At 67.1% G+C, this 26,430-nt stretch carries 22 protein-coding genes and 1 tRNA gene; 14 read left to right on the top strand and 9 right to left on the bottom strand.

Annotation, left to right across the window (positions count from 1 at the left end; translation table 11 throughout):
• Window positions 1–158: 158 nt before the first annotated feature.
• The 3 genes from glyS to BMZ47_RS04770 form a co-directional block, all read right to left on the bottom strand.
• Window positions 159–2,348 (bottom strand): glycine--tRNA ligase subunit beta, encoded by a 2,190-nt coding sequence (gene glyS, locus BMZ47_RS04780; protein WP_091859229.1) that lies wholly within the window; start codon window positions 2,346–2,348, stop codon window positions 159–161.
• 93 nt (window positions 2,349–2,441) lie between these two features.
• Window positions 2,442–2,885: a nuclear transport factor 2 family protein gene (locus tag BMZ47_RS04775; protein ID WP_091859742.1), complete on the bottom strand. Its 444-nt coding sequence runs from the start codon at window positions 2,883–2,885 to the stop codon at window positions 2,442–2,444.
• 68 nt (window positions 2,886–2,953) lie between these two features.
• Window positions 2,954–3,865, bottom strand: a complete 912-nt coding sequence (locus tag BMZ47_RS04770; RefSeq protein ID WP_091859226.1) for a glycine--tRNA ligase subunit alpha — start codon at window positions 3,863–3,865, stop codon at window positions 2,954–2,956.
• Between the two features lie 170 nt (window positions 3,866–4,035).
• On the opposite strand from BMZ47_RS04770, the gene BMZ47_RS04765 reads away from it, so the two are divergent.
• Together BMZ47_RS04765 and BMZ47_RS04760 are read left to right on the top strand one after the other, a co-directional pair.
• Window positions 4,036–4,494 carry a GNAT family N-acetyltransferase gene (locus tag BMZ47_RS04765; protein ID WP_091859223.1) on the top strand — a complete coding sequence of 153 codons (459 nt, stop codon included), beginning with the start codon at window positions 4,036–4,038 and terminating at the stop codon, window positions 4,492–4,494.
• 143 nt (window positions 4,495–4,637) lie between these two features.
• Window positions 4,638–4,913 (top strand): hypothetical protein, encoded by a 276-nt coding sequence (locus BMZ47_RS04760; RefSeq protein ID WP_007568371.1) that lies wholly within the window; start codon window positions 4,638–4,640, stop codon window positions 4,911–4,913.
• Between the two features lie 25 nt (window positions 4,914–4,938).
• Here the strand turns inward: BMZ47_RS04760 and BMZ47_RS04755 are convergent, their stop codons facing one another.
• From BMZ47_RS04755 to BMZ47_RS04740, 4 genes are all read right to left on the bottom strand, one after another.
• Window positions 4,939–6,549 carry a Na+/H+ antiporter gene (locus tag BMZ47_RS04755; RefSeq protein WP_091859220.1) on the bottom strand — a complete coding sequence of 537 codons (1,611 nt, stop codon included), beginning with the start codon at window positions 6,547–6,549 and terminating at the stop codon, window positions 4,939–4,941.
• 140 nt (window positions 6,550–6,689) lie between these two features.
• The gene (locus BMZ47_RS04750) at window positions 6,690–7,196 is read right to left on the bottom strand and encodes an MmcB family DNA repair protein (protein ID WP_091859217.1); all 507 of its coding nucleotides are present in this window, start codon (window positions 7,194–7,196) and stop codon (window positions 6,690–6,692) included.
• Between the two features lie 112 nt (window positions 7,197–7,308).
• A complete protein-coding gene (locus BMZ47_RS04745; protein WP_091859214.1) occupies window positions 7,309–8,094 on the bottom strand; it encodes a cobalamin-binding protein in 786 nt (261 codons plus the stop codon).
• A gap of 16 nt (window positions 8,095–8,110) precedes the next feature.
• On the bottom strand, window positions 8,111–8,632 hold the full coding sequence (locus tag BMZ47_RS04740) for a DedA family protein (RefSeq protein ID WP_091859212.1): 522 nt from the start codon (window positions 8,630–8,632) through the stop codon (window positions 8,111–8,113).
• 541 nt (window positions 8,633–9,173) lie between these two features.
• Here BMZ47_RS04740 and BMZ47_RS04735 point away from each other — a divergent pair.
• From BMZ47_RS04735 to BMZ47_RS04690, 12 genes are all read left to right on the top strand, one after another.
• Window positions 9,174–10,484: a ParA family protein gene (locus tag BMZ47_RS04735; RefSeq protein WP_139220933.1), complete on the top strand. Its 1,311-nt coding sequence runs from the start codon at window positions 9,174–9,176 to the stop codon at window positions 10,482–10,484.
• Window positions 10,481–11,941 (top strand): hypothetical protein, encoded by a 1,461-nt coding sequence (locus tag BMZ47_RS27825; protein ID WP_139220932.1) that lies wholly within the window; start codon window positions 10,481–10,483, stop codon window positions 11,939–11,941. The genes BMZ47_RS04735 and BMZ47_RS27825 overlap by 4 nt, the downstream gene beginning before the upstream one ends.
• A 773-nt stretch (window positions 11,942–12,714) precedes the next feature.
• Window positions 12,715–13,299, top strand: a complete 585-nt coding sequence (locus BMZ47_RS04730) for a phospholipase A2 family protein (RefSeq protein WP_091859206.1) — start codon at window positions 12,715–12,717, stop codon at window positions 13,297–13,299.
• Window positions 13,300–13,755: 456 nt separating this feature from the next.
• Entirely contained in the window at window positions 13,756–14,604 is an 849-nt protein-coding gene (pdxY, locus tag BMZ47_RS04725) for a pyridoxal kinase PdxY (protein ID WP_091859204.1), read from the top strand.
• A 315-nt stretch (window positions 14,605–14,919) separates the two neighbouring features.
• Window positions 14,920–15,804, top strand: a complete 885-nt coding sequence (locus BMZ47_RS04720) for a PhzF family phenazine biosynthesis protein (RefSeq protein WP_091859201.1) — start codon at window positions 14,920–14,922, stop codon at window positions 15,802–15,804.
• Window positions 15,797–16,501 carry an NUDIX hydrolase gene (locus BMZ47_RS04715; RefSeq protein ID WP_091859198.1) on the top strand — a complete coding sequence of 235 codons (705 nt, stop codon included), beginning with the start codon at window positions 15,797–15,799 and terminating at the stop codon, window positions 16,499–16,501. The genes BMZ47_RS04720 and BMZ47_RS04715 overlap by 8 nt, the downstream gene beginning before the upstream one ends.
• 370 nt (window positions 16,502–16,871) lie before the next feature.
• Entirely contained in the window at window positions 16,872–17,849 is a 978-nt protein-coding gene (locus tag BMZ47_RS04710) for an ABC transporter substrate-binding protein (RefSeq protein WP_091859195.1), read from the top strand.
• A gap of 158 nt (window positions 17,850–18,007) precedes the next feature.
• Window positions 18,008–20,275 (top strand): glycogen debranching protein GlgX, encoded by a 2,268-nt coding sequence (gene glgX, locus BMZ47_RS04705; protein WP_091859192.1) that lies wholly within the window; start codon window positions 18,008–18,010, stop codon window positions 20,273–20,275.
• A gap of 136 nt (window positions 20,276–20,411) precedes the next feature.
• A tRNA-Ser gene (locus BMZ47_RS04700) sits at window positions 20,412–20,501 on the top strand.
• 146 nt (window positions 20,502–20,647) lie between these two features.
• Complete coding sequence (locus BMZ47_RS28405) at window positions 20,648–20,812, top strand: hypothetical protein (protein ID WP_167368994.1); 165 nt, start codon at window positions 20,648–20,650, stop codon at window positions 20,810–20,812.
• A 1,223-nt stretch (window positions 20,813–22,035) separates the two neighbouring features.
• The gene (locus BMZ47_RS27810; RefSeq protein ID WP_139220930.1) at window positions 22,036–23,142 is read left to right on the top strand and encodes a class I SAM-dependent methyltransferase; all 1,107 of its coding nucleotides are present in this window, start codon (window positions 22,036–22,038) and stop codon (window positions 23,140–23,142) included.
• A gap of 369 nt (window positions 23,143–23,511) precedes the next feature.
• Window positions 23,512–24,324: an IS5 family transposase gene (locus BMZ47_RS04690; protein WP_091859186.1), complete on the top strand. Its 813-nt coding sequence runs from the start codon at window positions 23,512–23,514 to the stop codon at window positions 24,322–24,324.
• A gap of 122 nt (window positions 24,325–24,446) precedes the next feature.
• On the opposite strand, the gene BMZ47_RS04685 is transcribed toward BMZ47_RS04690, so the two are convergent.
• Entirely contained in the window at window positions 24,447–25,475 is a 1,029-nt protein-coding gene (locus BMZ47_RS04685; protein WP_091859183.1) for an alpha/beta fold hydrolase, read from the bottom strand.
• Window positions 25,472–26,371: a fatty acid desaturase gene (locus BMZ47_RS04680; RefSeq protein WP_091859181.1), complete on the bottom strand. Its 900-nt coding sequence runs from the start codon at window positions 26,369–26,371 to the stop codon at window positions 25,472–25,474. The genes BMZ47_RS04685 and BMZ47_RS04680 overlap by 4 nt, the downstream gene beginning before the upstream one ends.
• Window positions 26,372–26,430 lie beyond the last annotated feature (59 nt).

The following is a 26,430-nucleotide window of genomic DNA, read 5'->3' as shown; positions in this document are numbered from 1 at the left end:
GGGACCAGGTTTGTCCGGAGAGGTCGCACCCCTCACCCTGTCCCTCTCCCGCACGGGAGAGGGGACCCACGCTTCCCTGGGACGCAATTCCGTCTGTCGATCGAAAGATTCACAGCCTGTCAGGATGAGGGCGCGGGTGGGATCGCGGATGGCCCGCGCTATCCCTCGATCTTCGAGAAATCCGCCACCGCGCGGGTCGCGGCGCGCAGCGCGTTGAGGAGGAGCAGGCGGTTCTCGCGCAGCTTCGGGTCGGGGGCGTTGACGGTCACGTCCTGGAAGAAGGCGTCGACCGGCGCGCGCAGCGTCGAGAGCGCCCGCATCGCCCCGGCAAAGTCCTCGCTCGCGATGGCGTGGGACGCCGTCGCGGCGGCGCCCGCCAGGGCCTCGGCGAGGGCCCGCTCGGCCGGCTCACCGGAGGCCGCCAGGGCGGAATCGGGCGCGGCATCGTAGGCGCGGCCGTCCTTCTTCTCCTCGATCCGCAGGATGTTCGAGGCGCGCTTGACCCCGGCCAGCAGGTTCTTGCCGTCCTCGGTGTCGAGGAATTGGCCCAGCGCCTCGACCCGCCGGACCACCATCAGCAGGTCGTCCTGGCCGGGCAGGGCGAAGACGGCGTCGATCAGGTCGTGGCGGGCGCCCTGGTCGCGGAGATAGACCTTGAGACGGTCGGCGAAGAAGCCGAGCAAGTCGGCGATCTGCGGATTCGCGAGCAAATTCGTATCGGGGGGCAGAGCCGAAAGCTCGGCTTCGATGCGTTCGATCCCACCCGAAAGATCGACAATCGCGACCATCCGGCCAGCGGATTGCGCGTCGAAGGCATCGGGCAATACGGAGCCGGCAAGCGGCAGCCGAAGCCCATTCTCCAGGATCAGCCGGATCACGCCGAGGGCGGCGCGGCGCAGGGCAAAGGGATCCTTGCTCCCCGTCGGCTTCTCGTCGATGGACCAGAAGCCGGCGAGCGTGTCGAGCTTGTCGGCCAGCGCCACCGCGATCGAGACGGGATCGCTCGGCACCCGGTCGGAGGGGCCGACCGGCTTGTAATGCTCCTCGATGGCGGCGCAGACGCTTGGGTGCTCGCCCTGGAGCGCCGCGTATTTGCGGCCCATCAGGCCCTGGAGCTCCGGGAACTCGCCGACCATCTCGGTGACGAGATCGGCCTTGGCGAGGCGGGCGGCGCGCTCGGCCAGAGCCGGATCGGCCCCGACCAGCGGCGCCAGCTCCTTCGCCAGGGCCGCGATGCGGGCGATCCGCTCGCCCTGGGTGCCGAGTTTCTCGTGGAAGACGATGGAGCCGAGTTTGGGCAGCCTGTCCTCGAGCTTCGTGGCCTTGTCGGTCTCCCAGAAGAATTTCGCGTCCGACAGGCGCGCTCGCACCACCCGCTCGTTGCCGGCGGTGATCGCCTGGCCGCCGTCGGAAGCCACAAGATTCGAGACCAGGATGAAGGCGGGGGCCAGATCCTCCGAGCCGGATTTGCGCAGGACGAAGCACTTCTGGTTCGCCCGGATGGTCGCCCGGATCGCCTCGGCCGGGATGTCGAGGAAGGCCGCGTCGAAGGAGCCCATGAGCACCACCGGCCATTCCACCAGGCCGGCCACCTCCTCCAGCAGGCCTTCGTCCTCCACGAGGTCGAGGCCGCGCGCGAAGGCGAGGTCGCGGGCGTCGTGCAGGATCACGTCCTTGCGCCGGTCGGCGTCGAGGATGACCTTCGCCCGCTCCAGGGCCTGGATGTAATCGTCGAACCGGCGCACCTCGATCGGCCCCGGCGCCAGGAAGCGGTGGCCGTAGGTGACGGTCCCGGCCGCGATGCCGCCGAGTGCGAACGGCACGACCTCGGGGGTCTCGGTCTCCGGCCCGAAGGTCGCGACGATCGATTGCAGCGGGCGCACCCAGCGCAGGGCGCCGGGCTGGGCCGAGGCCGCGCCCCAGCGCATCGCCTTCGGCCAGGGGAAATTCCGGATGATCTCGGGCAGGAGCTCGGCGAGCACGTCCAGGGTCTCGCGGCCGGCCCGCTCGATCACCGCGAGGTAGAACTCGCCCTTCTTCGGATCGGTGATTTTCTGCGCCTCGTCGAGGCTCGCCAGGCCGGCGCTCTTCAGAAAGCCCTGGATTGCGGCCTCGGGGGCGCCGACCCGCGGGCCGCGGCGCTCCTCGCGGACGGCCTCGCCCCGGGCGGGCAGGCCGGCGATGTGCAGGGCCAGGCGGCGCGGCGTCGAGAACGCCTTGGCGCCCTCGTACAGGAAGCCGCGCTCGACCAGGGCGTCGGTGACGAGCTTCTTGAGATCCTCCGCCGCGCGCCGCTGCATGCGGGCGGGGATCTCTTCCGAGCGGAGTTCGAGCAGGAGGTCGGGCATGGCGCGGCCATATCGCCGCGCCGCAGGCCTGTCGAGGGTCGGCGGATCGGACTCGTGTCGATCCTCGGTAGGCTCGGCGCCGAAACGGCGCGTTCAGTGCGCCTCGCCCTTCAGGATGGTCGTGAGCTGCCACTTGCGGTCGCCGATCGCGTGGGCGTCGGACACCCGCCAGGCCCCGTCCTCGCGCACGAGGTCGTAGACGATGGATTTCGAGCCGTCCCCGCCCTTGCGCTCCACCGTGACCTTCGCCTGGTCCTTGCCCTCCGTGGCCTCCTTGAAGGTGAGGGCCTTCACGGTATCGGGCTTCACGGGCTCGCCGTTGAGGCGATAGTCGAAATCGAGGCTACCGGTGGCGCCGTTGGCCTGCTTGGCGTCGGCGTCGAACAGGCCCTGGAGGCGCTTGGTGTAGACGGCCGAGTGATTCGGGTGCGGCTCGGCGTAGAGCTTCTTGACCACCGCCTCCGGGCCGGGATCGGCCGCGAGCGCCGGGCCGAGGCCGAACGCGAGGACGCCGAGGGCGAGGAGGGTCTGTTTCATCATAGGATTCCCGCGTCTGCGGACGCGCCGAAGCGCGCCGGTTGGCGGGGGTTGCAACGCGCGAGGGCTCAAGGGGCTCCGCCGGCCGCCGTCTTGAGCCACGCCGCGCCGCAGGCCTTGGCGAGTTCGCGCACCCGCAGGATGTAGCTCTGGCGCTCGGTGACCGAGATCACCCCGCGGGCGTCGAGCAGGTTGAAGACGTGGCTCGCCTTGATGCACTGGTCGTAGGCCGGCTGCGCCATGCGGTGGCGCTCGGTCTCGGCGGCGGGCGCCCCGGCCTCGAGATAGGATCGGCAGGCGGCCTCCGCGTCGGTGAACTGGCGGAACAGCATCGTCGTGTCGGCGGCCTCGAAATTGTGACGGGAATATTCCTGCTCGGCCTGCAAAAACACGTCGCCGTAGGTGATCCGGTCGGCCCCCTCGGCGCCGTTGAAGTCGAGGTCGTAGACGTTCTCGACGCCCTGGACATACATGGCGAGCCGCTCGAGCCCGTAGGTCAGCTCGCCGGCCACCGGGGCGCATTCGAAGCCCGCCACCTGCTGGAAATAGGTGAACTGGCTGACCTCCATCCCGTCGCACCAGCATTCCCAGCCGAGGCCCCAGGCGCCGAGCGTCGGGCTCTCCCAATCGTCCTCGACGAAGCGGATGTCGTGGAGCTTCAGGTCGACCCCGATGGCGTCCAGGGAGGCGAGGTAGAGCTCCTGGAGGTTCGGCGGGTTCGGCTTCAGGATCACCTGGAACTGGTAATAGTGCTGGAGCCGGTTCGGGTTCTCGCCGTAGCGGCCGTCCTTGGGCCGGCGCGACGGCTGGACATATGCCGCCTTCCAGGGCTTCGGGCCCAGCGCCCGCAGCGTGGTCGCCGGATGGAACGTGCCGGCGCCGACCTCCATGTCGTAGGGCTGGAGGATCACGCAGCCCTGCGCCGCCCAGAACTCCTGCAGCGTCAGGATCAGCCCCTGGAACGATTTCTTTTGGGACATGGGCGGCGAAGGCTCGGCGATGCGGGGCGGGTCTGTGTGTCGGCGGGCCGGTTTAGGTGCGGGCGGCGGGGGGTGCAAGACGAAGGCCCCTTCGGCATGCCCGGCTCCCCTTGCGCTCGGAGGACGGACAATGGTCAGCTTCCCCCGATGCAGCGCGGGAGACGCGGATCGTGACCACCAGTCCGGACAGAATCGAGATCCGCCCGATCGGCCCCGGGGACCGGGCGGCCTGGCTGCCGCTGTGGCGGGGCTACCAAGCCTTCTACAAGGTCGACCTGTCCGAGGCGGTCACGGAGAGCACCTGGGGCCGCCTCAACGATCCGGCCGAGCCGGTCGACGGCGCCCTGGCCTGGCGGGACGGGGCGGCGGTCGGGCTCGTCCACCACATCCGCCATCGCTCGGCCTGGACGATCGGCGATTACTGCTACCTCCAGGATCTGTTCGTGGCGGATGCTGCCCGCGGCGCGGGAATCGGGCGCCGGCTCATCACGCATGTCTACGCAGCCGCGAACGCCGCCGGTTGTTCGCGCGTCCACTGGCTGACCCACGAGACCAATACCGACGCGATGCTGCTCTACGACCGGATCGCGGAGCGGTCGGGCTTCATCCAATACCGCAAGATCCTCTGACATCAGCACCGGGCGTGCGCCGAAGCACGCAAGCCCGACTGTTTTCGGAGCATAGCGGGAACCGTCAAGTTCGCGGCCAAGTTATCGCCGCAAACAGGGGATTTCGGCACCGTCCGCGGGCCGAACACGACGGACCAGCGATCATGCAACAGGCTCGCACGCTTCACGATTTCGGCCGCAAGAACCTCGCCGTCCTGGCCGCCATCGCGGTCTCGGCCATGGCCGCCACCCCGTTCGTGATGAGCGCCAGCCGCGCGCTGGCGACCCCGGAGGAGCCGACCGTCACGGCGACCCTGCGGGTCGATCCGGTGGAGGTCTCCCCCGTGGCGGCCCCCAAGGAGGCGGCGCCCTGCCTGCGCAAGGTGCGGGTCGTCTACAGCGGCTACGGCACCCCGTCCGACGCCTGCACCACCCGCTGAGGGGAGCAGCCCCAGGCGGGGCCGGTCAAGCCGCGCCGTGCGCCGGCGCCTCACCCGCGAGGCGCTTCAGGTAGAGTTCCTCGAGATCGATCTCCCCCTCCAGCGCCCGCAGCACCGAGCTGTGGATGCGGTTCTCCCGATGCAGGGCGATCAGCGCCGAGCGGCCGGAGCGCACGGCCAGCAGCGCGGCGGCGAAATGCTCGGTCTTCTCGGCGGCCAGCGCCCCGCGCTCGTCGCGGTCCCGGGACGACGCCCGCACCCGCCGACGATAATCCTCCACCAGGCGCGGATGCTGCAGCGCGCCGGACCCGGGCGACACCAGCCGCTCCAGGGCGGCGAGCCCGGCCTGATTCATCACCACCCGCGCCATCGCGGCGTCGAGATGGCCCTCCGGCAGGCTCTGATGCGGGTCGAGGCGCAACCGCCGGATGAGCGGTCCGAGCGTCGTGCCCTGGATCAGGACCGTGAACAGGATCACCGCGAAGGCCGCCACCAGGATCGGGTCGCGGCCCGGGAAATCGACCGGCAGCGCCAGCGCGGCGGCGAGCGTCACCACCCCGCGCATGCCGGCCCAGCCGATGATCAGCGGCACCCGGGGATCCGGACGGGGCTCCTGGGCGCGCACCCGCGCCGACAGGGTCCGCCGCAGGTAGACCGCCGGAAAGACCCACAGCAGCCGGGCGACCACGCAGGCCGCCGTGACCGTGACCGCCAGGGGCAGGCCGGTGGCGAGCGGCCCGAGCTCGCCCCCCGTCCGGGCGAGCACCCCGCGCAGGGCCAGGCCGATCAGCACGAAGACCAGGGCCTCCAGCACGAACACCACGAATTCCCACACCGCCACGGCGTGGCGCCGGACATGGGCGTCGAAGGCCTCGTGCTCGCGCCCGCCCATCATCAGCCCGCAGGCCACCACGGCCAGCACCCCGGAGGCGTGGATCTCCTCGGCGGCGAGATAGGCGGCGTAGGAGGCCAGGAAGCTCAGCACCGTCACGGCGTTGGCGTCGCGCAGGCGCCGCACCAGCGCGTCCACCGCCAGGCCGCAAGCGAGCCCGACCGCGACGCCCGCCACCGCCAGCCAGGCGAAGCTGCCCGCCGCCGCCCAGGCGTTGAAGCTGCCGGTCAGCGCCGCCGCGACGGCGAAGCGGTAGAGCACCAGGCCCGACGCGTCGTTGACGAGGCTCTCGCCCTCCAGGACCGTGACCAACCGGCGGGGCAGGGCGACTCGGGCCAGCACCGCCTTGGCGGCGACCGCATCCGGCGGCGACACGATGGCGCCGAGCGCGAAGCAGGCCGCCCAGGGCAGGGCCGGCACCACCGCGTGGGCGACGAGCCCGACCACCAGGGTGGTGAACAGCACGGCCCCCAGCGACAGCGACAGGATCGGGCCCAGGCTCGCCCGGAAGTCGCGCCAGACGGTGAAGTAGGCCGATTCGAGCAGCAGCGGCGGCAGGAACAGGACCATGATCAGGTCCGGGTCGAGATCGAAGGCCGGCAGGCCCGGCGCCACGGCCAGGGCCATCCCGCCGAGCACCAGGGCGGCGGCCGGGGGAAACCCGAGCCGCCCGGCCACCAGAGACAGCAACAGGGCCGCCCCGAGGAGCGCGAGGATCAATTCGAACAGGGCAACGGACGTCATCGCCCGCCCATAGCGCAGTCTTCACGAAAACGTCAGGGCCTCGAAAGGCCCGAGTTCACGTGTGGATGCGGGGCAAAACCCTGCAAGACTCGGGGGCTCCGCCCCCGAACCCAGCCAAAGGGCTTGCCCTTTGGGATCCCCTACAGCGCCCCTTCCCGCACCGCGCCCGGGTCGGCGAGGGCGTGCAGGATGCGGGCGGCGCTGTGGGCGAAGCGGAGGGTGACGGCCTTGCGGCGGGGACCGCTGAGCGGGTGCTCGGGGGCCTCGCGCAGGATGCCGGCGCCGTAGCCGTCGGCGACGATCAGGCCGCACTCCTCCGGGATCAGGGATTCGGGCACGTCCTCGGGGATCGCGAAGAAGAACCGGTCGCAGAAGTCCCTGTAATCGGGCCACTTTCGGTCGGCGCGGAAATCCGCGACGCTCGACTTGATCTCCACGATGGTGAGGCGTCCGGCGCCGCACAGGGCGATCACGTCGGCCCGGCGGCCGTTGACCAGGGAGAATTCCGGCAGGGTGACGCAGCCCATCTCGGAGAACAGGCGGCGCACGCCGCGCTGGATCCGCAGGGCGGTGGGCGATTGCCGCCGGTCGGGGGGCAGGATCAAGGCGTCCGCCGGGAGGGCGGGGAGGCCGAGGGAAGCGGACATGCGGGGCCGGGATGCGCCTGTGTCGAATCGGGACATCCTGCCGAATCGCGCCGCGCCCGTCACCTGCGGCGCGGCATCGCCCCCGGATCGCGGCAAAGACAACCCTTCCAGATCAAGGGCTTAGGCCCAAAAAAACCTGGATCGCGGCGAGCCCGTCGGTAAGGGCGGCGGGGCCCGGCTGCAGGATCAGCGGCGCCTTGATCTCGTGGATCCGGCCGTCGCGTACCGCCGGGATCGCGTCCCAGCCGGGGCGGGCGCGGATGCGGTCGATATTGACCTTCTTGCCGCACCAGGAGGCCAGGATCACGTCGGGGGCGGCGGCGATCACCTGCTCGGGGGTGACGATCCGGTCCTTCGCGGCCGGCTGCCGACCGAGCTCCGGAAAGACGTCCCGGCCCCCGGCATAGCCGATCAGCTCGGAGACCCAGCCGATTCCGGAGATCATCGGCGCGTCCCACTCTTCGAAATACACGCGCGGGCTGGGCCGTCCCTTCGCAGACTCGGCCGCCGCCTGCAGCGTCGCTGCGAAGGATTGCGCCAGCGCCTCGGCCCGCTCCGGGACCCCGACCAGGGCCCCCAGGGTGCGGACCATCGCCAGGCAGCCGGCAACATCCCTCTGGTTGAACAGGTGGACGGCGACACCCGCGCGGGCCAGGTCGGCGACGATCCCGGCCTGGAGGTCGGAAAACGCCAGGACGAGGTCCGGCGCCAGCGCCAGGATCTTGGGGAGGTCGGCGCTGGTGAAGGCCGAGACCCGGGGCTTCTCCCGGCGGACCCGGGGCGGGCGCACCGCGTAGCCCGAGACGCCGACGATCCGGTCCTCCTCACCCAGGAGGTACAGGGTCTCGACGGTCTCCTCGGTGAGGCAGACGATGCGCTCCGGCGGGAAGCGGCGCATCAGCGGGCCGTCCGGATCACCGGTCGAGCCAGGTGAGCAGCCCGGCCCCGGGGGCGAGCAGCACGAAGGCCCAGACCAGGGCCGAGCCGACATTGGCCAGCTGGAACGGCAGCCGCGCCAGGCCGAGGGTGCCGGCGAGCAGCGGCACCAGGGCCCGAGCCGGCCCGAAGAAGCGCCCCAGCGCCACCGCGGCGATGCCCCAGCGGCCGATGAAGGTCTCCGCCTTGGCGACGAGGTCGGGATAGCGCCGCAGGGGCCACTTGGTGCGGGCGCCCGGCCCGACCCAGCGCCCGACCTCGTAGGAGAGCCAATCCCCCAGGGAAGCGCCGAGCGCCGCCGCGCCGATCACCGGCCAGAGCGGGATGTCGGCCCCCCCGACCAGGGCGCCGATGCCGACCAGTATCACGGTGGCCGGCACGAACAGCGACAGGATCGCGATCGACTCGCAGAAGGCGAGCCCCCCGGCGATCAGCGGGGTCCAGACCTTGTGCGCCTCGACGAAGGCGAGGGTCGAGGTGCGCAGGGCTTCGATGTCCATCGGGCTCGGGGGGCGGCGGGGGGATCGGACCCATCTGAGGTGGGGACGGGCCGGGGACAAGGGTTTGCGCCCTCACCCAAGCCCCGTGACTTCCGCCGCTACTCCCGCCTTGACCTTCGCCATGCGCACGAGGAGAAAGCCAGAGTGGAGATCTGTGCGTGCCCGAATTCTTTGACCAATCCGCCTTAAGGCATTTTGAAGACGCCGAGACGCTAACAAGCGGCGGCCGGCTCGACGGAGCAGGTCACCTATTGGGCTTCGCTGTCGAATGCGCGATCAAGCACGCGGTAATGTCGCTGCGACCATCAACGGATGCCCCCCACGTCCATCTCCCGCAACTCGTAGAGAAGGCAAAGAAAACAATCCAAGGGCGCCGAAAGCATTCCATCCACAAATTGTTAGAACGTCCTGGCTTTATGTCTGGGTGGGAGGTAGGCCACCGTTATTCAGCAGATGGCAATATTAATGAGGTGCAACTGCGCGCATGGCGAGACGACGCCAGTCGGACGATTAGCGCAGCGGGCCTTCGGAGGACGAGCCGGTGAGCAGAGAATTGCGATATGACAACGCGCTGCCTCGTTTTGCGGCCTTAGTTCAAGAGGCGATGGGACCTGAGGCCCTCGCTCGAAACTGCTTTCTGCGTGATGCCAGTGGCCGCCTCACATTCATAGCACTCGAATCAATCGATGCAGCGACACTTACCGTTCTTGAACAGGGTGCAAGGTCGCTTGCGCCATATGTAGAGCCCAACGGAGGGGCCATCTCTAGCCCGGACGATCTTTTTGATCCGAGCCTTGCAGATCCGAATACGGGCCTTCCCGAATGGATCGACAACGACGAGTTCCAAGGATTTGTCCGACTCGTAGAGCGGCGCATAGTAGGTCAGGATTGGTTACAACCACCTCGCGATCCCATTGAGGGCGTTCCGCCTATAACGGTGTTCGCAAGTCACAAGGGCGGCGTTGGCCGCTCGACCGCCCTTGCGGTTGCCTCGGCCGCCCTTTCCGATCAGGGGTTTAACGTACTCGTGATCGACTTGGACCTCGAAGCGCCAGGGCTTGGAGAAATGCTCCTCAACAATCCTCCGCGATTTGGAACTCTCGATTTCTTTGTGGAGGATGGGCTTGCGGATTTAGATGACGACTTCATCGAACAGATGGTCGCGGCCAGCCCACTTTCAAAGAACGGCCTTGTTCATGTCGTTCCGGCAGTAGGATCGCTTGGAAACAAATATCCTGAAAATATTCTTGGAAAAATCGCGAGAGCGTATCTGGAGAAGACTGCCGCCGATGGTTCAACGATAACATTTCTAGACCGCACAAGAGAGTTGGTTCGGCGCCTTTCTCAGCAGACTCGATACGACGCAATTTTTGTGGATGCGCGCGCGGGACTAAACGAAGCGACCGCAGCGGCGGTCCTCGGCTTGGGCGCCGACGTTCTTCTGTTCGGCGTAGATACTCCGCAAACTTTTGCAGGCTACCGCTATTTTCTCTCTCATTTGCAACGCTTTAGACCCTCCATATCTGGAGAGACTGACTGGCGATACCGGCTCCGAATGGTGCACGCGAAAGCCTCCGCGGACGCCAAGAGACAAGCTGATTTTCGAACAGAGACATTCGAAGTATTTTCCGACACCCTTTACGATATTGAGGATGGGATAGAGGAAGAAGCTTTCAACTTCGATTACGACGACCCTCCGGCCCCTCACTATGCATGGCCGATTTTGAACGACATCAACTATGCGGAATTCGATCCGCTTTCATATCGAGATCAGTTCGCATCGCATATGTTTGATCGGACGTTCGGCAGCTTCATTGCGGCGCTGCGTGATAATTTGAGACTGAAGCGATGAGAAATCCCGGCGCTACGCGGCAAGCTATTTCAACTCTACGCGACACCCTTGCAAGCTTGCCACCGGGGTCCGCGCATCAAGCGTCTATCCCTCCCGACCCGGCTGCAATCTTTGCACCGCAACTCCATGCTTCTGCCCTGGACCCTCAACGGGTGCTTGTTATTGGCAACAGAGGAGTTGGCAAGAGTTTCTGGTCGGCAGTATTAACGCACAAACAAACTAGAGATGCGGTGGCGCAGTATTATCCACGCCTTGCTTTACAGGATATCGAGGGCGTCTTGGGGTTTCACGAGGATGCTGGGAAGGACGAAGGGCCATCACCTTCTCCGGCTGTCCTCAAAAAACTTCTCAAAGCAGGACACGATCCGCAGGACATTTGGCGTGCGGTGCTGCTCAAGGCCCTAAGCGGCATCATGTTGATCGATCTGCCTCCCTCACTATCCGAAGTTATTCAGTGGTGTGCCGCTGACATCGATCGCATGGAGCGCACGCTGCGTCTGGCAAACCGTCACTTCCAGCAGCAAAATAAAAGCTTTCTGCTCGTGTTCGATGCTCTTGATCGGCTAGGACAGGATTGGGCCACCATTTCGCGGCTGACAGAAGGAATGCTACGACTTGCGCTTGACATGCGTGGCTATCGCTCAATGAGGGCTAAAATCTTCATCCGCACCGATCAAGCGAATGATGACACCCTTTTTAGGTTCGCAGACGCTTCTAAAATTCGTGCCGATGCTGTGAAGCTTTTTTGGAATCGAAGCGAGCTGTTCGGACTGTTGTATAAATTTATTTTATCTCAGCAATTTTCGCGAAACGCCTTCTTGACCCTAAATAGAACAACTAATATTGATGATTTCTTGGAACAAATCCAGAATAACGACTTGCTTCAGGAGCAAGTATTTTATCGCATCGCTGGGGAGTACATGGGCGCAGGCGCAAAACGTGGCAGAACCTACACTTGGATATACGATCATTTGGCAGACGCGTTTGGTGAGACTAGTCCACGCAGTTTTCTAACTGCGATACAGAAAGCAGCCGTTTTCAGACCGCTTCCGACCGACACAGTGATCGATCACAATGGTATTCGGGCAGGCGTTCAAGATGCTTCCGAAGTGCGCGTGCGTCAGTTGAAGGAAGACTACGATTGGATCGATGAGGTACTTAATGCTCTAGCAGGCCTAGAAGTACCCTGCGAGCCTCAGGTGTTTATGACCCGATGGTATGAAAGAGGGACAGTTTCAAAAATACGGGCAGCTTCTGAAAACTCTTCTCGGCTGCTGCCTTTGGAGCTAGAAAAAGCTCGCTCCGACCCTGAGGAGACGTTGCTCCAGGCCCTGAACAACATCGGCGTGGTCGAATACCGCAGTGAGACGAGGATCAACATGCCGGATATTTTCCGCGTAGAAGCAAGAATCAAGCGGCGCGGTGGCGTGCGCCCACCTACGGCCAGACGCAGTTGAGAACGTTGCGCCTAAGCCTATTCTCCTGCTCTTGCTGCTAAATCGAAACCATCCATATGGCATAGTGTAGAGTCCCTCACTCAAACGAGCTTACCGCAACTCCATTGTCGAGCAGCAGTTCGGCGTTCCACGGTGCAAATTTGCGGAGGCCAAACGCTGGGCGAGCGCCTCCGTGAGCAAAGACGCTTAAAAGATTTGCGCTGCGGGCTCGAATGGACGACTAAATTCTTTAATAGCTCAGGATTGCGAGTGAGTGCGATAGGCGGCATCGGCTTTTCCAAATTCGCACTCAGAACCGAGCCCCCCGCGAATCGGACCTTGCAGACCGTCCGTTTAGGCACCAACCGTCAAACCTACCCCCCCGCTTCCGCCCGCGCCCCGGATCGCCAACAGCTTCGGCTCTCCACACGGCACCGAGAATCACCCGCGTTGAACGTACTGTCGATCCAGTCCCCCTGTCGCCTACGGTCCTATCGGCAACCCGGCGGCAGGGGTCTCGATGCAGCGGCGCGGGGTCGGGGTCTGGCCGGTCCACATCGTCTCGTTCTCAAACCATCACGACTGACGCCCGGTCGTCGACGCGGAAACAATCCGCGCCATGGTCCAGGGCCCCGGCCCGCGCGGAAGGTTCGGCCCCGGCGAAACGGCGCCGTCGAGTTCCCGGCCTCGGCCCCACCACGCAGCACGCCCCCAGCCCGTCCCCACTGCGCAGACCAACTTCGGAACGGAACCGTCGCGCGTCGCATTGCTGGCTCCGCATTCGGGAGCTTGCCGTGAGACCCACCCTTCTCGTCCTCCTCGGGCTGTCGCTCCTGGCCGTCCCGCAGCATGTCCGGGCGCAGGCCGTCGCCGGGGAGGCGTATACGACCCTGGAGGCGGACGCGCCCCGCCCGGGGCCGCCGCCGCCCCTGCCGGACCTGTCCGATCCGAACGGGCGGGCGGGCGAGGCCCTCAACGAGCCCGGCGAGCGCTCCGGCATCCCCAAGACGCTGCGGTCCTCCGGCTCCAAGGCGGGCGGTCCGGCCAACGACCTCAACCCGAGCGGGCAGGCGGAGGCGCCGGCGCCGCCCAAGGGCGATCTCGGCAAGGTCGCGGCCGGGCAGGACCTGTTCCACGGCAATTACTGCGGCAAGGGCCAGCGCGGCGCAGGCCTGCCCCCGGTCGACGCCCTCGACGCCGCCTGCATGCGCCACGACGCCTGCTACGACGCCGCCGGCTACAGCTCCTGCGCCTGCGACGCGACCCTGCGGCGGGAGGCCGGGGCCGTCTCGGACGCGCCGGATGCCGCGCTGGAGACGCGGCGCCGGGCGCTGAGCGTCACGCAGGCCACGGTGGCGATGAGCTGCCGGGCGCCCTGATCCGTCCGCGGCGCCCCGCAGGCCGGGGCCACGTTCCGGGCCGCCTGTCGGCCTTGGAGCTGAAACCCAGCCCTTTCAGGGTGTGGGGATCGGGGCGCGATCCGGACGTTTCATCCGGCGGATTCACACGGATCCGTTCGACGCCAACGCTTTGAATCCTGTGCGCTTTCCCCTCCCCCTTGCGGGGAGGGATCAGGGGTGGGGGTTGTGCAGGATCGAGCGTCCCAGTGCCCTCTGAACCACCCCCACCTCCAACGCCTCCCCGCAAGGGGGAGGAGCGCGCGTCCCGTCTCGCCGCAATCGCTGCGCCAAACACGTGGAAGGGCTGGGCTGAAACCCGATGCCGGCCGCCGGCTCAGGGCCCCACCGTCCCCAGCCTGCCCCCACCCGCGCTTGCGCCCGCGCCCCGGATCGCCGACAGCAACGGCTCTCCCACGGAACCGGGAATCACCCGCGTTGAACGTCCTGTCGATCCAGTCCCACGTTGCCTACGGCCATGTCGGCAACGCCTCGGCGGTGTTCCCGATGCAGCGGCTCGGGGTCGAGGTCTGGCCGGTCCACACGGTGCAGTTCTCCAACCACACCGGCTACGGGGCGTGGCGCGGCCCGGTCTTCGAGGCCGCGATGATCCGCGACGTGGTGCGGGGCATCGGCGAGCGCGGGGTGTTTCCCGCCTGCGACGCGGTGCTCTCGGGCTATATGGGCTCGGCCGAGATCGGGTCCGCGATCCTGGAGGCGGTGGATTCCGTGCGGGCGGCCAACCCGCAGGCGCTCTATTGCTGCGACCCGGTGATCGGCGACGTCGCCGAAGGCGTCTACGTGCGGCCGGGGATCGAGGCCTTTTTGCGCGAGCGCGCCGTGCCGGCGGCCGACATCCTCACCCCCAACCAGTTCGAGCTCGGCCTGCTCACCGGCCTGCCGAGCCGCACCCTGGCCGAGGCCGGGGCGGCGATCGCGGCGCTCCAGGCGAGGGGCCCCCGGGTGGTGCTGGTCACCTCGGCGCTCTGCGCGGACACGCCTTCCGACAGCCTCGACCTGCTGGCCGGGGCGGGGGGCCGGGTGTTCCGGGTCCGCACCCCGCGGCTCGCCATCGCGGTGAACGGGGCGGGCGACTGCATCGCGGCCCTGTTCCTGGTCCACTACGCCCGCACCGGCTCGGCCGAAGCGGCCTTGGGCGCCGCCGCCGCCTCGGTCTACGGCCTCCTGAAGCGCACCGCCGAAGCCGGCGCCCGGGAGATCCTCACCGTGGCCGCGCAGGAGGAGTATGTGAATCCGAGCGAGGTTTTTGCCGTCGAGGCGGTGTGAGGGGCGGAGCGCCGTCCCGACCACGCCCTCATCCTGAGGTGCCGGAGCGAAGCGGAGGCCTCGAAGGAGGGCTCCAGCCGGCCGCGCGATCCCTGGAAGCCTCCTTCGAGGCCCGCTCACGCGAGCACCTCAGGATGAGGGGATTGGGTGGGAGGGGCGTCGCGCAGGGCAGGGCACTCCGGCCTGGGAAGCGGCACCGCACTCGGCTAGGCTTCCCGGACCGCGCCGCCCGGATCGCGTCGGGCGGCCGCACAGCCTAGCAAAGCGCACCGCCGCCGCCAGCCGGTCGCGGGCGCCGCCTGGAGGACCGACACGATGGCGCGCCGCTTCGTCACCCTCGACGTGTTTACCGAGCAGGCACTCGCCGGCAACCCGCTGGCCGTGGTGCTCGATGCCGAGGGGCTCGACACGGCCGCGATGCAGGCCATCGCCGGGGAGTTCAACCTGTCCGAGACGGTGTTCGTGCTGCCGCCGAGCGAGGCCCGCCACCGGGCGCGGCTGCGGATCTTCACGCCCCTGCACGAGCTGCCCTTCGCCGGCCATCCCACCGTGGGCGCGGCCGTGCTGCTGGCTTTGGAGGGGCCAGCGCAGGGAGATGCCCGGGCCTTCGGCCTGGAGGAGCGGATCGGGATCGTGCCCTGCGTGGTCGAGCCCTTCGCCGACGGCAGCGGCGGGCGGGCGCGGTTCAAGCTGCCGGCCCTGCCGGAATTCCTGGGCGAGGGGCCGGATCCGGCGGTGCTGGCGCCGCTCCTCGGGCTGGAGCCCGGCGATATCGGCACCGGCCGGCACGTCCCGAGCCGCCAGGGGGTCGGGCCGAGCTTCACCTGCGTCCCCATTGCCACGGTGGCAGCGCTGGACGCCGCCAAACCCGCCCAGGGGCCCGAGGCCGCGGACGGGCTCTACCTCTACGCCCCCGATCCCGAGGCCACCGGCCAGAGCTGGCGGGTGCGGATGTTCGCGCCCCATCTCGGCCTCCGGGAGGATCCGGCCACCGGCTCGGCGGCCGCCGCCTTCGCGGGGGTGCTGATGCAGTTCGAGACCCTGGGGGAGGGCACCCACGACGTGGCGATCCGCCAGGGCGAGGCCATGGGCCGGCCGAGCGATATCGCGCTCCAGCTCACCGTCGAATCCGGCGCCCTGCGCTCGGTGGAGATCGGCGGCTCGGCCGTCATCGTGTCGGACGGACGTTTACGTGTCTGAGGGCTTCCGGATCAGCCGGCTATCCGGTGTCATCGCCCGGCGCGTGGATTACGACTGGCCGTTTCCCCGGGACAACGCGGCGGCCATCGCCGACCATTGGCAGGCGCGGCTCGCCCGCAGCCCCGGGATGTTCGACGGCACCGTGCTGCTGGGCTGCGCCTGCGCGGTCGAAGCCGGGATCGCCCGGGTCGACCTGTTTCCGACGAGTTATTCCAGCTTCATCGCCTACCGGGATTGGGGGCGGACGGAGGGCGGCGTGGTCAACGCCTTCGCGGCGATCGTGCCCTGGAGCGCCGACGGCGCCGTGCTGCTCGGCGAGATGGGCGCCCACACGGCCAATGCCGGCCAGCTCTACTTCCCCTGCGGCACCCCGGACCTCGACGACGTGCGCGGCGACCGGGTCGACCTCGCCGGCAGCGCCGCCCGGGAACTCGCCGAGGAGACCGGCCTCGCCCTGCCGGAGGGCGCCGCAACGGAGTGGGTGATGCTGGCCGGGGCGGGGCAATGGGCCTTCCTGCGCCCGGTGCTCTTCCCGGAGCCGGCGGAAGCTCTGTGCGCGCGCATCGCGGCCCATCACCGCCGCGAGGCCGAGCCGGAGCTTGCCGGGATCCACCTGGCGCGGGCCGCGGACGGCCCCGAGGCGGCCCGGATGCCGGGCTTCGTGCGGGCGTATCTCGCGGATGTTTTCGGGGGTTAGGGCGCCGAAGGCCGGCGGCAACGGGGCTCAAGGCTGGTCACAGAACGAAGATCTCTCCCACCCACCCCCTCATCCTGAGGTGCCGAAGCGCAGCGGAGGCCTCGAAGGAGCCCTCCAGCCAGCCGCGCGATCCCTGGAGGGATCCTTCGAGGCTCGCTGCGCTCGCACCTCAGGATGAGGGGGTGGATGGGACGTGCGCCCCGCCGCAACGACACCGATCTTCTCGCGAGGGTGGATCTCACAAAACACCATCACCCGATGCGCCCGCAATACAGATCACTATTTCCTTGTAGATGGCAGATGCGTCCATAGACTTGGCCGCTCCGCTGGACCGCTCGCGCACGCAACGCCGAGCCACACGACAGGCCCCATGCCCCTCCGATTCCCTGCTCCCCGCCTCACCGGCCGGCGCGCGGTCGCCGGGCTCGCCGCCGCCCTCGCGCTGTCCGCCGTCCCGTCGCGCGCGGCCGAGCCGGTGGTGCTGCGGGTCGGCGACCAGAAGGGCGGCAACCGTTCGCTGCTGGAGATCTCCGGCTACGGGGCGGACCTGCCCTACACCATCGCGTGGTCGGAATTTCCCGCCGCCGCGCCGATCCTGGAGGCGCTCAATGCCGGCGCCCTCGATGTCGGCTATACCGGCGACCTGTCGCTGCTCACCGCCTACGCGGCCGGTGCCCCGATCAAGGCGATCGGCGGCACCCGGTCGGCCCCGCGGAGCCAGGCGATCCTGGTGCGCCAGGATTCGCCGATCCGCTCGGCCGCCGACCTCAGGGGCAAGCGCCTGGCCGGCACCCGCGGCGGCTGGGGCCAGTTCCTGATCGACGCCACCCTGGAGAAGGCGGAGATCAAGCTGGAGGACGCCACCTTCGCAGCCCTCAACCCCGTGGACGCCAAGGTCGCCCTGGTCGCCGGCTCGGTGGATGCCTGGGCGGTGTGGGAGCCCTACGTCTCCTTCGCGACCCTGAAGGACAAGGCCCGGGTGATCGCCGACGGCGAGGGCCTGACGCCGACCATCACCTTCATCGTCGCCTCCGACAGCGCCATCGCCACCAAGCGCGCCGCCGTACAGGACCTGCTGGAGCGCCTGAACAAGGCCCGGCTGTGGTCCCTCGACCATCTCGACACCTACGCCCGGAGCACCGCCGCGCTGACCCGGATGCCCGAGGACGTGCTGCGCGCGGCCTACGGCGCCCAGCGATCCAGCCCGATCGGGATCGACGACGGGGTGGTGCAGGAGACCCAGGCGGCGTCCGATCGCGCCACGCGCTACGGGATCCTGGGCAAGCGCCTCGACGTGACCCGGGTGCTCGACCGCAGCTTCACGGCGCCGGCCCCGAACGCGAACTGAGGCGGGCCCCGCCGGCCCCGAAATCGCACCGCAAAAATTCGCCCGCGCCGACGGGAGCTTCGCTGTGCCCGGGACGTTTGCGTTGCAGTCCGGATCACCGGCCGAGGCGCCCTGCGGTGCGCCGGCCGGCGTTCCGGGCTGCCAGCACCGGAGCTCCCATGGCCGACCCGACCCGTTCGACAAGCTCGTCCCGCGCGACCCGCACGCGCATCCAGGAAGGCCAACCCTATCCGCTCGGCGCCACCTGGGACGGGCTGGGCGTCAACTTCGCCCTGTTCTCGGCCCACGCCACCAAGGTCGAGCTCTGCCTGTTCGACGACCAGGGCGAGCAGGAGATCGAGCGGATCGAGCTCCCCGAATACACCGACGAGATCTGGCACGGCTACCTGCCGGATGCCCGCCCCGGCACGATCTACGGCTACCGGGTCCACGGCCCCTACGAGCCCAAGGCCGGCCACCGGTTCAACCACAACAAGCTGCTGATCGACCCCTACGCCAAGGGACTGGTGGGCTCGATCACCTGGAACCCGGCCCTGTTCGGCTACAAGATGGAATCGGGCGACGACCTGACCTTCGACGACCGCGACAGCGCGCCGTACAACCGCCGCTCGCGGGTGATCGACCCGGCCTTCACCTGGGGCCGGCACCGCAAGCCCAACGTGCCGTGGGACAAGACGATCTTCTACGAGGCCCACGTGAAGGGCATGACCAAGCTCGATCCGCGGGTGCCGGAGAAGCTGCGCGGCACCTATGCCGGGCTGGGCACCCCGGACGTGCTCGACTACATCAAGAGCCTCGGCGTCACCTCGGTGGAGCTGCTGCCGGTGCATTCCTTCGTGCAGGACGATTACCTGCAGCAGAAGAACCTGGTGAATTACTGGGGCTACAACACGATCTCGTTCTTCACCCCCGCCCGGCGCTACGCGGCGGTGCCGGACTTCGCCTTCTCCGAGTTCAAGGAGATGGTCTCGCGCTTCCACGGCGCCGGCCTCGAGGTGATCCTCGACGTGGTCTACAACCACACCGCCGAGGGCAACGAGAAGGGCCCGACCCTGTCGTTCAAGGGCGTCGACAACGCCTCCTACTACCGGCTGATGCCGGGCGAGCCGCGTTACTACATCAACGACACCGGCACCGGGAACACCTTCAACCTGTCGCATCCGCGGGTGCTGCAGCTGGTGACCGATAGCTTGCGCTACTGGGCGACCGAGATGAAGGTCGACGGCTTCCGGTTCGACCTCGCCACGATCCTCGGCCGCGAGCCCTACGGCTTCGACGAGGGCGGCGGCTTCCTCGACACCTGCCGGCAGGACCCGGTGCTCAACGGCGTCAAGCTGATCGCCGAGCCGTGGGATTGCGGCCCCGGCGGCTATCAGGTCGGCGGCTTCCCGCCCGGCTGGGCCGAGTGGAACGACCGGTTCCGCGACGACGTGCGCGCCTATTGGCGGGGCGATCCCGGCCTGCTGCCGGACCTCGCCGCCCGGGTCTCGGGCTCGGCCGACAAGTTCAACAAGCGCGGCCGCAAGCCCTGGGCCTCGGTGAATTTCCTCACCGCCCATGACGGCTTCACCCTGCACGACACGGTCGCCTACAACGAGAAGCACAACGAGGCGAACGGCGAGGGCAACCGCGACGGCCACTCGCACAACCTCTCGTACAATTACGGGGTCGAGGGCCCGACCGACGATCCCGAGATCCAGGCGGTGCGCCTGCGCCAGATGCGCAACATGCTGGCGACCCTGTTCCTGTCCCGCGGCACGCCGATGCTGCTGGCCGGCGACGAGTTCGCCCGCACCCAGGGCGGCAACAACAACGCCTATTGCCAGGACAACGAGGTCTCCTGGCTCGACTGGGGGGCGATCGGCGACGCGCAGCGGGACCTGGCCGAGTTCACCCAGCGCCTGATCATCCTGCGCAACGCCCTGCCGATCCTCAGCCGCGGACGCTTCCTCACCGGCCAGTACGACGAGGAATTCGGGGTCAAGGACGTCACCTGGCTGCGCCCGGACGGGGGCGAGATGGCCAGCGAGAACTGGTCCGAGGGGGAGGCGAAGGCCTTCGCGGTCCAGCTCGACGGCCGCGCCCAGGCCACCGGCCTGCACCGCCGCGGCGGCGACGCGACGCTGCTGATCATGTTCAACGCCCACCACGACCTGGTGACGTTCACCCTGCCCGAATCGCCCAACGGCATCGCCTGGACCCGGCTGCTCGACACCAACCTGCCCGACAGCCAGGACGTGGAGAGCTTCAAGTTCGGCACCGGTTACGACGTGACCGGGCGCTCGCTGCTGATGTTCGTTTTGAAGCCCGAGGACACCCCGGGCGACGACGCCACCGAGATGGAGCGCTCCTACCAGCACGTGATGCAGGCCTACGAGCGCGCCAACGTGGAGAGCGTGCACTTCCACCTCGACCCCGAGGCGTAAAACGCCCGGGCGGGACGGTTTTCGTCCCGCCCAGGCCCCGCCGCCTTGCGCCCGGCGGCGCACCCGGCTAACAGCACCCCACCGCGCGGCCCTGGTCGCGCCCGGCGCCTTGCGCCCGGGCGCCCTGTCCGCGGCCGGAGGGGTGGCCGAGTGGTTGAAGGCGCACGCCTGGAAAGTGTGTATACGGGAAACCGTATCGCGGGTTCGAATCCCGCTCCCTCCGCCATCTGACCCGCCAAAAATCGAACCCAATCAGCAGGTTGGCGAAGCCCATCCCGGTCCTGCTCGTCGCGGGACCGACACCCCGCCCGCAGGGGATGCGCGGGCGGCGCTCGACGGCGTCGGCGACATCCTCGAACCGGGGAGGATGCGTTGGTCTACAGTCTGATCATCCTGCTGACCGGATCCGGCTCCGCGATCGGGTCCGTGGAGTTCAACACCAAGGATGCCTGCGAGACGGCGGCCAAGGCAATCGCCCAGGCCGACCGCCCCTACGCCGGAGCCTCCGCGATCACCGTGTGCGTGGCCAAAGGATGAGCCCACACGGGATGAGTAGCCTATCGGTCGCTTTAACACGTTTCAAAGGATTGAGCAGCGTGACCGAAGGTGACCAACCGTGGCTGTCGAGCCTTCTTGGCAGCCCATGTCCGCGGTGATCGTCTTCCACTCCCGGAAAGCGATAGGTCAGCGGACGTGGGTACCCGGCGGTGTCCAACGCCGAAGGCTCGACTAAGCCCCTGGGTGCTCAGCAGCGTCATCGGCAGGATCACCGGCTCCGCGCACCGCATCAGTTTGAGGGCAAGGCTGAGTGCCCTCTCGTCCAGGGAAGCCTCTGGCTGCCGTACCCTCAGATCAACCTCAATGGCCAGCTCGTCGGCGGGTCAGAGCCGGCCGAGGCAGGCCAGCCCTGGCTAGTGGGTCGGCAAAGCGAGGGAATCGAAAGCTCTTACCTGAGCTCGAGCAGGCCCTCTCCGCTCCATTTGGAGCGGCGACGTACGAACGGCGCTGAACTCCCATGGCCCCGGCTAGGACATCCCCAACTTGGTACACCTCTTTTCCCTGCGCCAAAATACCGCATGTCAACACGATCTTGGAGGAGCGGTCTCTTCGCGTGTTCGAGCCCACGACTGAGACCTAACCCGCGGCCTGTGTAACGAGATTTATCGGCTCAAAACGTAGAACGAGCGCCCTAATGGCGACTGCGCAGCGCGGCAGGCGGGCATTCCCGCCCTGAGCGCGCCAGATGGGCGCCAGAAAGCAAAGATCGAGTCAGTTGAGTGCACACGCAAGACGAGGCGTATGCTCTGATAGCCACGATCTCAGAACTCCACACAAACGCGAATGTGCGATCCCAGATCGCGAGAATTTAGCGTAGTGCTACAATCGACGGTCTGCGAACACCTCGACGTCCAAGCGAACCCTGACATTACCCGCTACGCCCCCACATGATTGCAGGGTGCCCGGACCGAGCTCGTTTACCAGTGGTGAATTACCAGATTGGCGCATCTGGGGGCCTCCGAAGCTGGCCCGTTGAGCATCGATGGCGCTTCGTGCCGGCGACGCATCGGGCACGAAGCGCGGTCGATGCTTCCCATTGGGCAGATACTACAAGGGCTCGACCAAGTCCGGCGATCTCTAGAAACGGATCCGACGTCCTGTCATAAGAAAGGCTGCTCATCTGCTAGAGTGAAGAAAAGTACGTAATTCCGCGGCCCCACGCGGCCCAAGAAACCGACCACAGATGCCTGAGGAGACGCTTCGTGCCTGTCAGCACCGATCAATTCACGAAAGCGTCCGAGAGCCTGAACCGCCTAGCAAAGGCGCTCAAAGGTGAGGGCCGACTTACCGACAGCGAAAGATACCTTCAGCTCGCGGCCGAGATCGAACTCTCGTCTGCCGATCTTCAACGCTGCTGGGGTGGGCCCTTCAACGGGCAGGAGGAGAGGATCGCGATCATGACCGATCTCCTTCGCGACCTACAGCCCGAGTGCTTCGTTGAAACGGGCTGTTTTCGGGGTCTCTCGACGTCATGGATCGCCGAAAATTACAAAGGCCCAATTTATACATGCGAGATCGAGCGCCTTTACGCTATTCAGGCGATACACAACACCAGAAAACACGAGAACGTAAATGTGATTGTGGACGACTCGCGCTCGTTTTTAAAGAACGTTTTGGGCAACGACCAAAGCGCTGGCAATATCTTATTTTATCTGGATGCCCATTGGGAACATGACCTGCCGCTTGCCGAGGAACTTGATACAATTTTTAAACTCAGGCCAAATTCGGTTATTGTTATCGATGATTTCATGGTACCGGACGACCTGAGCTACGGCTGGGATGACTATGGCGAGGGAAAGTCTTTGGACGTCCGCATGCTTGTCGGCCACACCCCGGAGGATGCTGTGATTTATTTCCCCCGTCTCAAGGGGGACGAGGAAACGGGATCCAAGCGCGGGTGCTGCGTGATCGCAAGTTCTTCACGGGCGCGGCGCGTAACATCATCAAGGCTGCGCGGCGCCCCCTTGAAAGATTGGTTGACAAGAATGGACTCTACGTCCGTTCAGAGATCTCAACTGAGAGATCAACAGGGGGAACGGTCCACCGAAACTGCAAATATGTCTTACCCGGAGTTGGTACGCGTTCTGCGCGACGAAAACATCCAACTTGTCGCGCACATCGAGGCAATCGAGCGCGATCGCGCTCAGAGGCTGAGTGATGTGATCACGTTGAGCGATCAGCTCCAACGGAAAGACGCTCAGATGGAGGTGATAGAAAAGGATCGTGCTAAACGTCTGGAAGATATTCTAGCCCTAACAGACGTGATTAAGCAAATGCGCGCGATTGCGGACGGTAACGGTCCCCATTGACGTGATCCGCCCCCGTTGAACCGGTCCGCCTTGCGGTATGTCTCTCGAGCCGAAACAAGAGCGGACAAAGAGGGGCAAAGCGGCCCAAGTGAGAGGCGTGATCGCCAAGCTGAAACATTTGGGCATGCTGGCTTCTGAAGACCAAAGCATTGCTGATGCAATCCGTTCGATCTGCGTGACGGAGAGCACCGGCTACCGATGGCGTAAAGAGTATTGCGGCCTAAACCGGCGATTAGCTAACGCGCAGAGAAAATTTGAAGACCGAGACTTGGCGACTCAGAGCCCGTCCGAGAATGATCCGAGGCGGGGTTGAGTGGCCGGGATGGCGATGATTCCAGGCGGGTTGCTGAAGCCGAACCTGGAAGCGCCATGTGGACCCCGACCATCCGGCGGCCGCAGAGCCGCGCAGGCCTTCGCTATGAAACCGACCCGACCGATGCCGAGTGGGCGGTGATCAAGCCGCTGATGCCGAGGCCCGAGCCGCGCGGGCGGCCTCCGGTCTGGACGCCGCGGGAGATCTTGAACGGGATCGTCTCAGTCCTGCGCGGTGGCATCGCAGGGCGGCTGATCCCCGAGGATCTGCCGCCGCGATCGACCACGTTCGGCTCCTTCAGCCGCTGGCGCGAGGCAGGGCTGTTCGGCCGGATCAATCACCACCTCGTCCTGGCTGATCGCCAGCGTGTCGGACGCGAAGCCTCGCCGTCCGCCGCAGTGCTCGACAGCCAGACCGTCAAAACCACGGAGAGCGGCGGGCCGCGCGGCTACGACGCCGGTAAGAAGGTCAAAGGCGGCAAGCGCCAAGCGCCGGTCGACACGGACGGGCGTGCGCTCGTCCGCGATCCGCAGCCGGCCGACGTGCAGGACCGGGGCGGAGCCGTGCCGGTCCTGCGCCTGTCGCGCCGGAGCTTCCCGTTCATCGTCGAGGCCTTCGCCGACGCCGGCTATGCCGGCGACAAGCCCGCGACCGCCACGATCATCGCCGTCGAGATCGTGCGCAAGCCGCCGGATCAGGTCAGCTTCGCTGTGCATCCGCGCCGGTGGGTCGTTGAGCGGTTCTTCGCCTGGATCAGTCGCAACCGACGCCGCTGGAAGGACCCGGAAGCGACCCTCGCCTCTGCCAGAGCCTTCCTCTACGCCGCAGCCGTCATGATCCTCGTCAGACGCCTCGCCCGATCACCCTGACTTCTCGGACGGACTCTTAGATCCCACCCACGCTCATTCCCGGCTCTAGACGGGCGTGTGCCTATGTTGCGCTGCCAGCAACATTCCGAATATTTTCTCGCGCGGGATGCGGAGGCTGGCGCTCATATCTCTCCAGACGCTCCGAGGAACTCTCGCACGGTATCGCGGAGAAAGGCCGCATCGGCCGGATTGGTTGAGGGATTGCCGGCGCGGTGGCCCCAGATGCTCGGGATCGGCCGCAAGATGGCGTCGCGCAGGTGGGGCAGCTCGGCCGCGTTCTCGGCGACGCGGAAGTAGAGATCCGTCTCCCCCGGCATAAGCAGCAATCGGGCTGTGATCGCGCTGAGAGCCTGCGCGAGGTCGCCGCCGTAGCGCGGGTCGCGGCTGATGTCGCCGGCGTCCCAGGTGCAGAGCTGCGCGTAGAGGTCGGCCGCGGGGCGGCGGGCAAAGCGCTCCTCCCAGTCGGTGCGCAGGAAGGTATCGAGGTCCGGGGCGCCGAGCGCGGTGCGGTGCAGGTCCGCCCGGTAAAAGTCCTGGCTGAGCGCCCAGCCTGCATAGATACGCCCGAAGGCGCGAAGCGCTGTGGCGGGCTCGGCCGAGAAGCGGCCCGCGCCGCGATGCTCGGGCGCCGCCTCCAGCACCGCCATCAGGCCCTTCAGGAAGACGCGATTGTGGGTGGCCGTGCGGGCGCTGCCGCAATTGATCACCGCCCGGGCGACCCGGTCGGGGAACAGGGCTGCCCAGTGATAGGCCTGCTGGGCGCCCATGGACCAGCCGTAGACGGCGTGCAGGTGCTCGATCCCCCAGGTCTCGGCGAGCAGGCGGCGCTGGGCTTGGACATTGTCCCAGGCGGTGACGAGGCTGGGCCAGTCCGGCGTGTTCGACGGGCTCGACGACAGGCCGTTGCCGAACATGTCTGGGATGACGATGAACCAGCGCCCTGGATCGAGCACGCCGTCCGGGCCGATCAGCCATTCGAGATCCGGGTGCTGGGCCGCGTAGCTCGTCGGGTAGAGCACGACGTTGTCGCGCCCGGGCGAGAGGGTCCCGTGAGCCTTCCAGCGCAGATGCGCGCCCGGCAGCACGGCGCCCGACTGCAACGGCAGATCATCGAGTTTGAAGGTTCCTGTGGCCGTCGGCCATCCGGTCATGGGCGCAGCGTCCGGACGAAGCCGACATGCCATTTCGCGTAGCCGCGCTGGAGCACGACGAGCCGCTCGCGCATCGCCGCATGGGCGTCCGGCAGGCGGTGGAACGGGATCGACGGGTAGAGGTGGTGCTCGGTGTGGAACGGCATGTTCCACATGAGCAGACGCATCAGACCGTTGGTCAAGGTCGTGCGGGTGTTGGTCAGGCCGTTGTCGTCCATCGTGCAGAGCGTGTGCTCGGTGAGCAGGTAGAGCCGCAGGAACGGCTGCCCGAGGAGTTGCGGTCCGATCCAGAACACCAGGGGCGCCCACCAGCCGACCAGTACCATCGCGAGCACCGAGCCGCCGAGCATGAAGGCGCACATCAGCCGAAGCGACCGGATGATGCGCGGCGCGGCGCGCTCGGTGATGAAGGGGTAGGCCGAGAGGTCGCCGCGCAGGCCGGCCCAGGCCACTTGAAGGCGGGTGCGCCAGTAAGGCAGCGCGAGCACGCGCCAGACATAGGCGTCGAGGGTGGAGGGCGGCAGCAGCGCGAGTTCCGGATCGTGGTCGGGATCCTGCGTATGGCGGTGATGGGCCAGGTGGAAGGCCGTGTAGAAGTGCCAGTTCAGGAGCGACGGGCAGGCCACCAGCCAGCCGACGACGGCGTTGGCCCGGCGCGAGCGGAACGCGGTCAGGTGGATGGTCTCATGGATCGGCGCGAACAGGGCCGATTGCACGATTCCCAGCAGAAACATGGCGGGCAGCAGCGTCCAAGGCCCGGAGCGCCAGACCAGCCAGCCGGAACCGGCCAGCATCAGGACATGCGCACCCAGGCGCAGCGCGCCGCGCAGGTCCGAGCGCTGCGACAGCGCCTTGACCTCCGCGCCCGTCAGAATTCGTCCGCTCGCCGAAGCCATGGATCTCTCTAAGGGTTGTAGACGTCGCGAAAACACACGTCAGGTGCATTATCCATGCC

The organism is Methylobacterium brachiatum (genome assembly GCF_900113845.1).
Taxonomy (GTDB): domain Bacteria; phylum Pseudomonadota; class Alphaproteobacteria; order Rhizobiales; family Beijerinckiaceae; genus Methylobacterium; species Methylobacterium brachiatum.
The sequence above is the reverse complement of the archived record's forward strand: the minus strand, read 5'-3'. Positions and strand labels throughout refer to the sequence as shown.

Coding starts and splice junctions, on each gene's coding strand:
- BMZ47_RS04710 (WP_091859195.1), top strand. CDS start 16,872: ATGCCCCTCCGATTCCCTGCTCCCCGCCTCACCGGCCGGCGCGCGGTC.
- glyS (WP_091859229.1), bottom strand. CDS start 2,348: ATGCCCGACCTCCTGCTCGAACTCCGCTCGGAAGAGATCCCCGCCCGC.
- BMZ47_RS04760 (WP_007568371.1), top strand. CDS start 4,638: ATGCAACAGGCTCGCACGCTTCACGATTTCGGCCGCAAGAACCTCGCC.
- BMZ47_RS04690 (WP_091859186.1), top strand. CDS start 23,512: ATGTGGACCCCGACCATCCGGCGGCCGCAGAGCCGCGCAGGCCTTCGC.
- BMZ47_RS27825 (WP_139220932.1), top strand. CDS start 10,481: ATGAGAAATCCCGGCGCTACGCGGCAAGCTATTTCAACTCTACGCGAC.
- BMZ47_RS04775 (WP_091859742.1), bottom strand. CDS start 2,885: ATGAAACAGACCCTCCTCGCCCTCGGCGTCCTCGCGTTCGGCCTCGGC.
- BMZ47_RS04680 (WP_091859181.1), bottom strand. CDS start 26,371: ATGGCTTCGGCGAGCGGACGAATTCTGACGGGCGCGGAGGTCAAGGCG.
- BMZ47_RS04770 (WP_091859226.1), bottom strand. CDS start 3,865: ATGTCCCAAAAGAAATCGTTCCAGGGGCTGATCCTGACGCTGCAGGAG.
- BMZ47_RS04745 (WP_091859214.1), bottom strand. CDS start 8,094: ATGCGCCGCTTCCCGCCGGAGCGCATCGTCTGCCTCACCGAGGAGACC.
- BMZ47_RS04755 (WP_091859220.1), bottom strand. CDS start 6,549: ATGACGTCCGTTGCCCTGTTCGAATTGATCCTCGCGCTCCTCGGGGCG.
- BMZ47_RS04740 (WP_091859212.1), bottom strand. CDS start 8,632: ATGGACATCGAAGCCCTGCGCACCTCGACCCTCGCCTTCGTCGAGGCG.
- BMZ47_RS04685 (WP_091859183.1), bottom strand. CDS start 25,475: ATGACCGGATGGCCGACGGCCACAGGAACCTTCAAACTCGATGATCTG.
- BMZ47_RS04750 (WP_091859217.1), bottom strand. CDS start 7,196: ATGTCCGCTTCCCTCGGCCTCCCCGCCCTCCCGGCGGACGCCTTGATC.
- BMZ47_RS04720 (WP_091859201.1), top strand. CDS start 14,920: ATGGCGCGCCGCTTCGTCACCCTCGACGTGTTTACCGAGCAGGCACTC.
- glgX (WP_091859192.1), top strand. CDS start 18,008: ATGGCCGACCCGACCCGTTCGACAAGCTCGTCCCGCGCGACCCGCACG.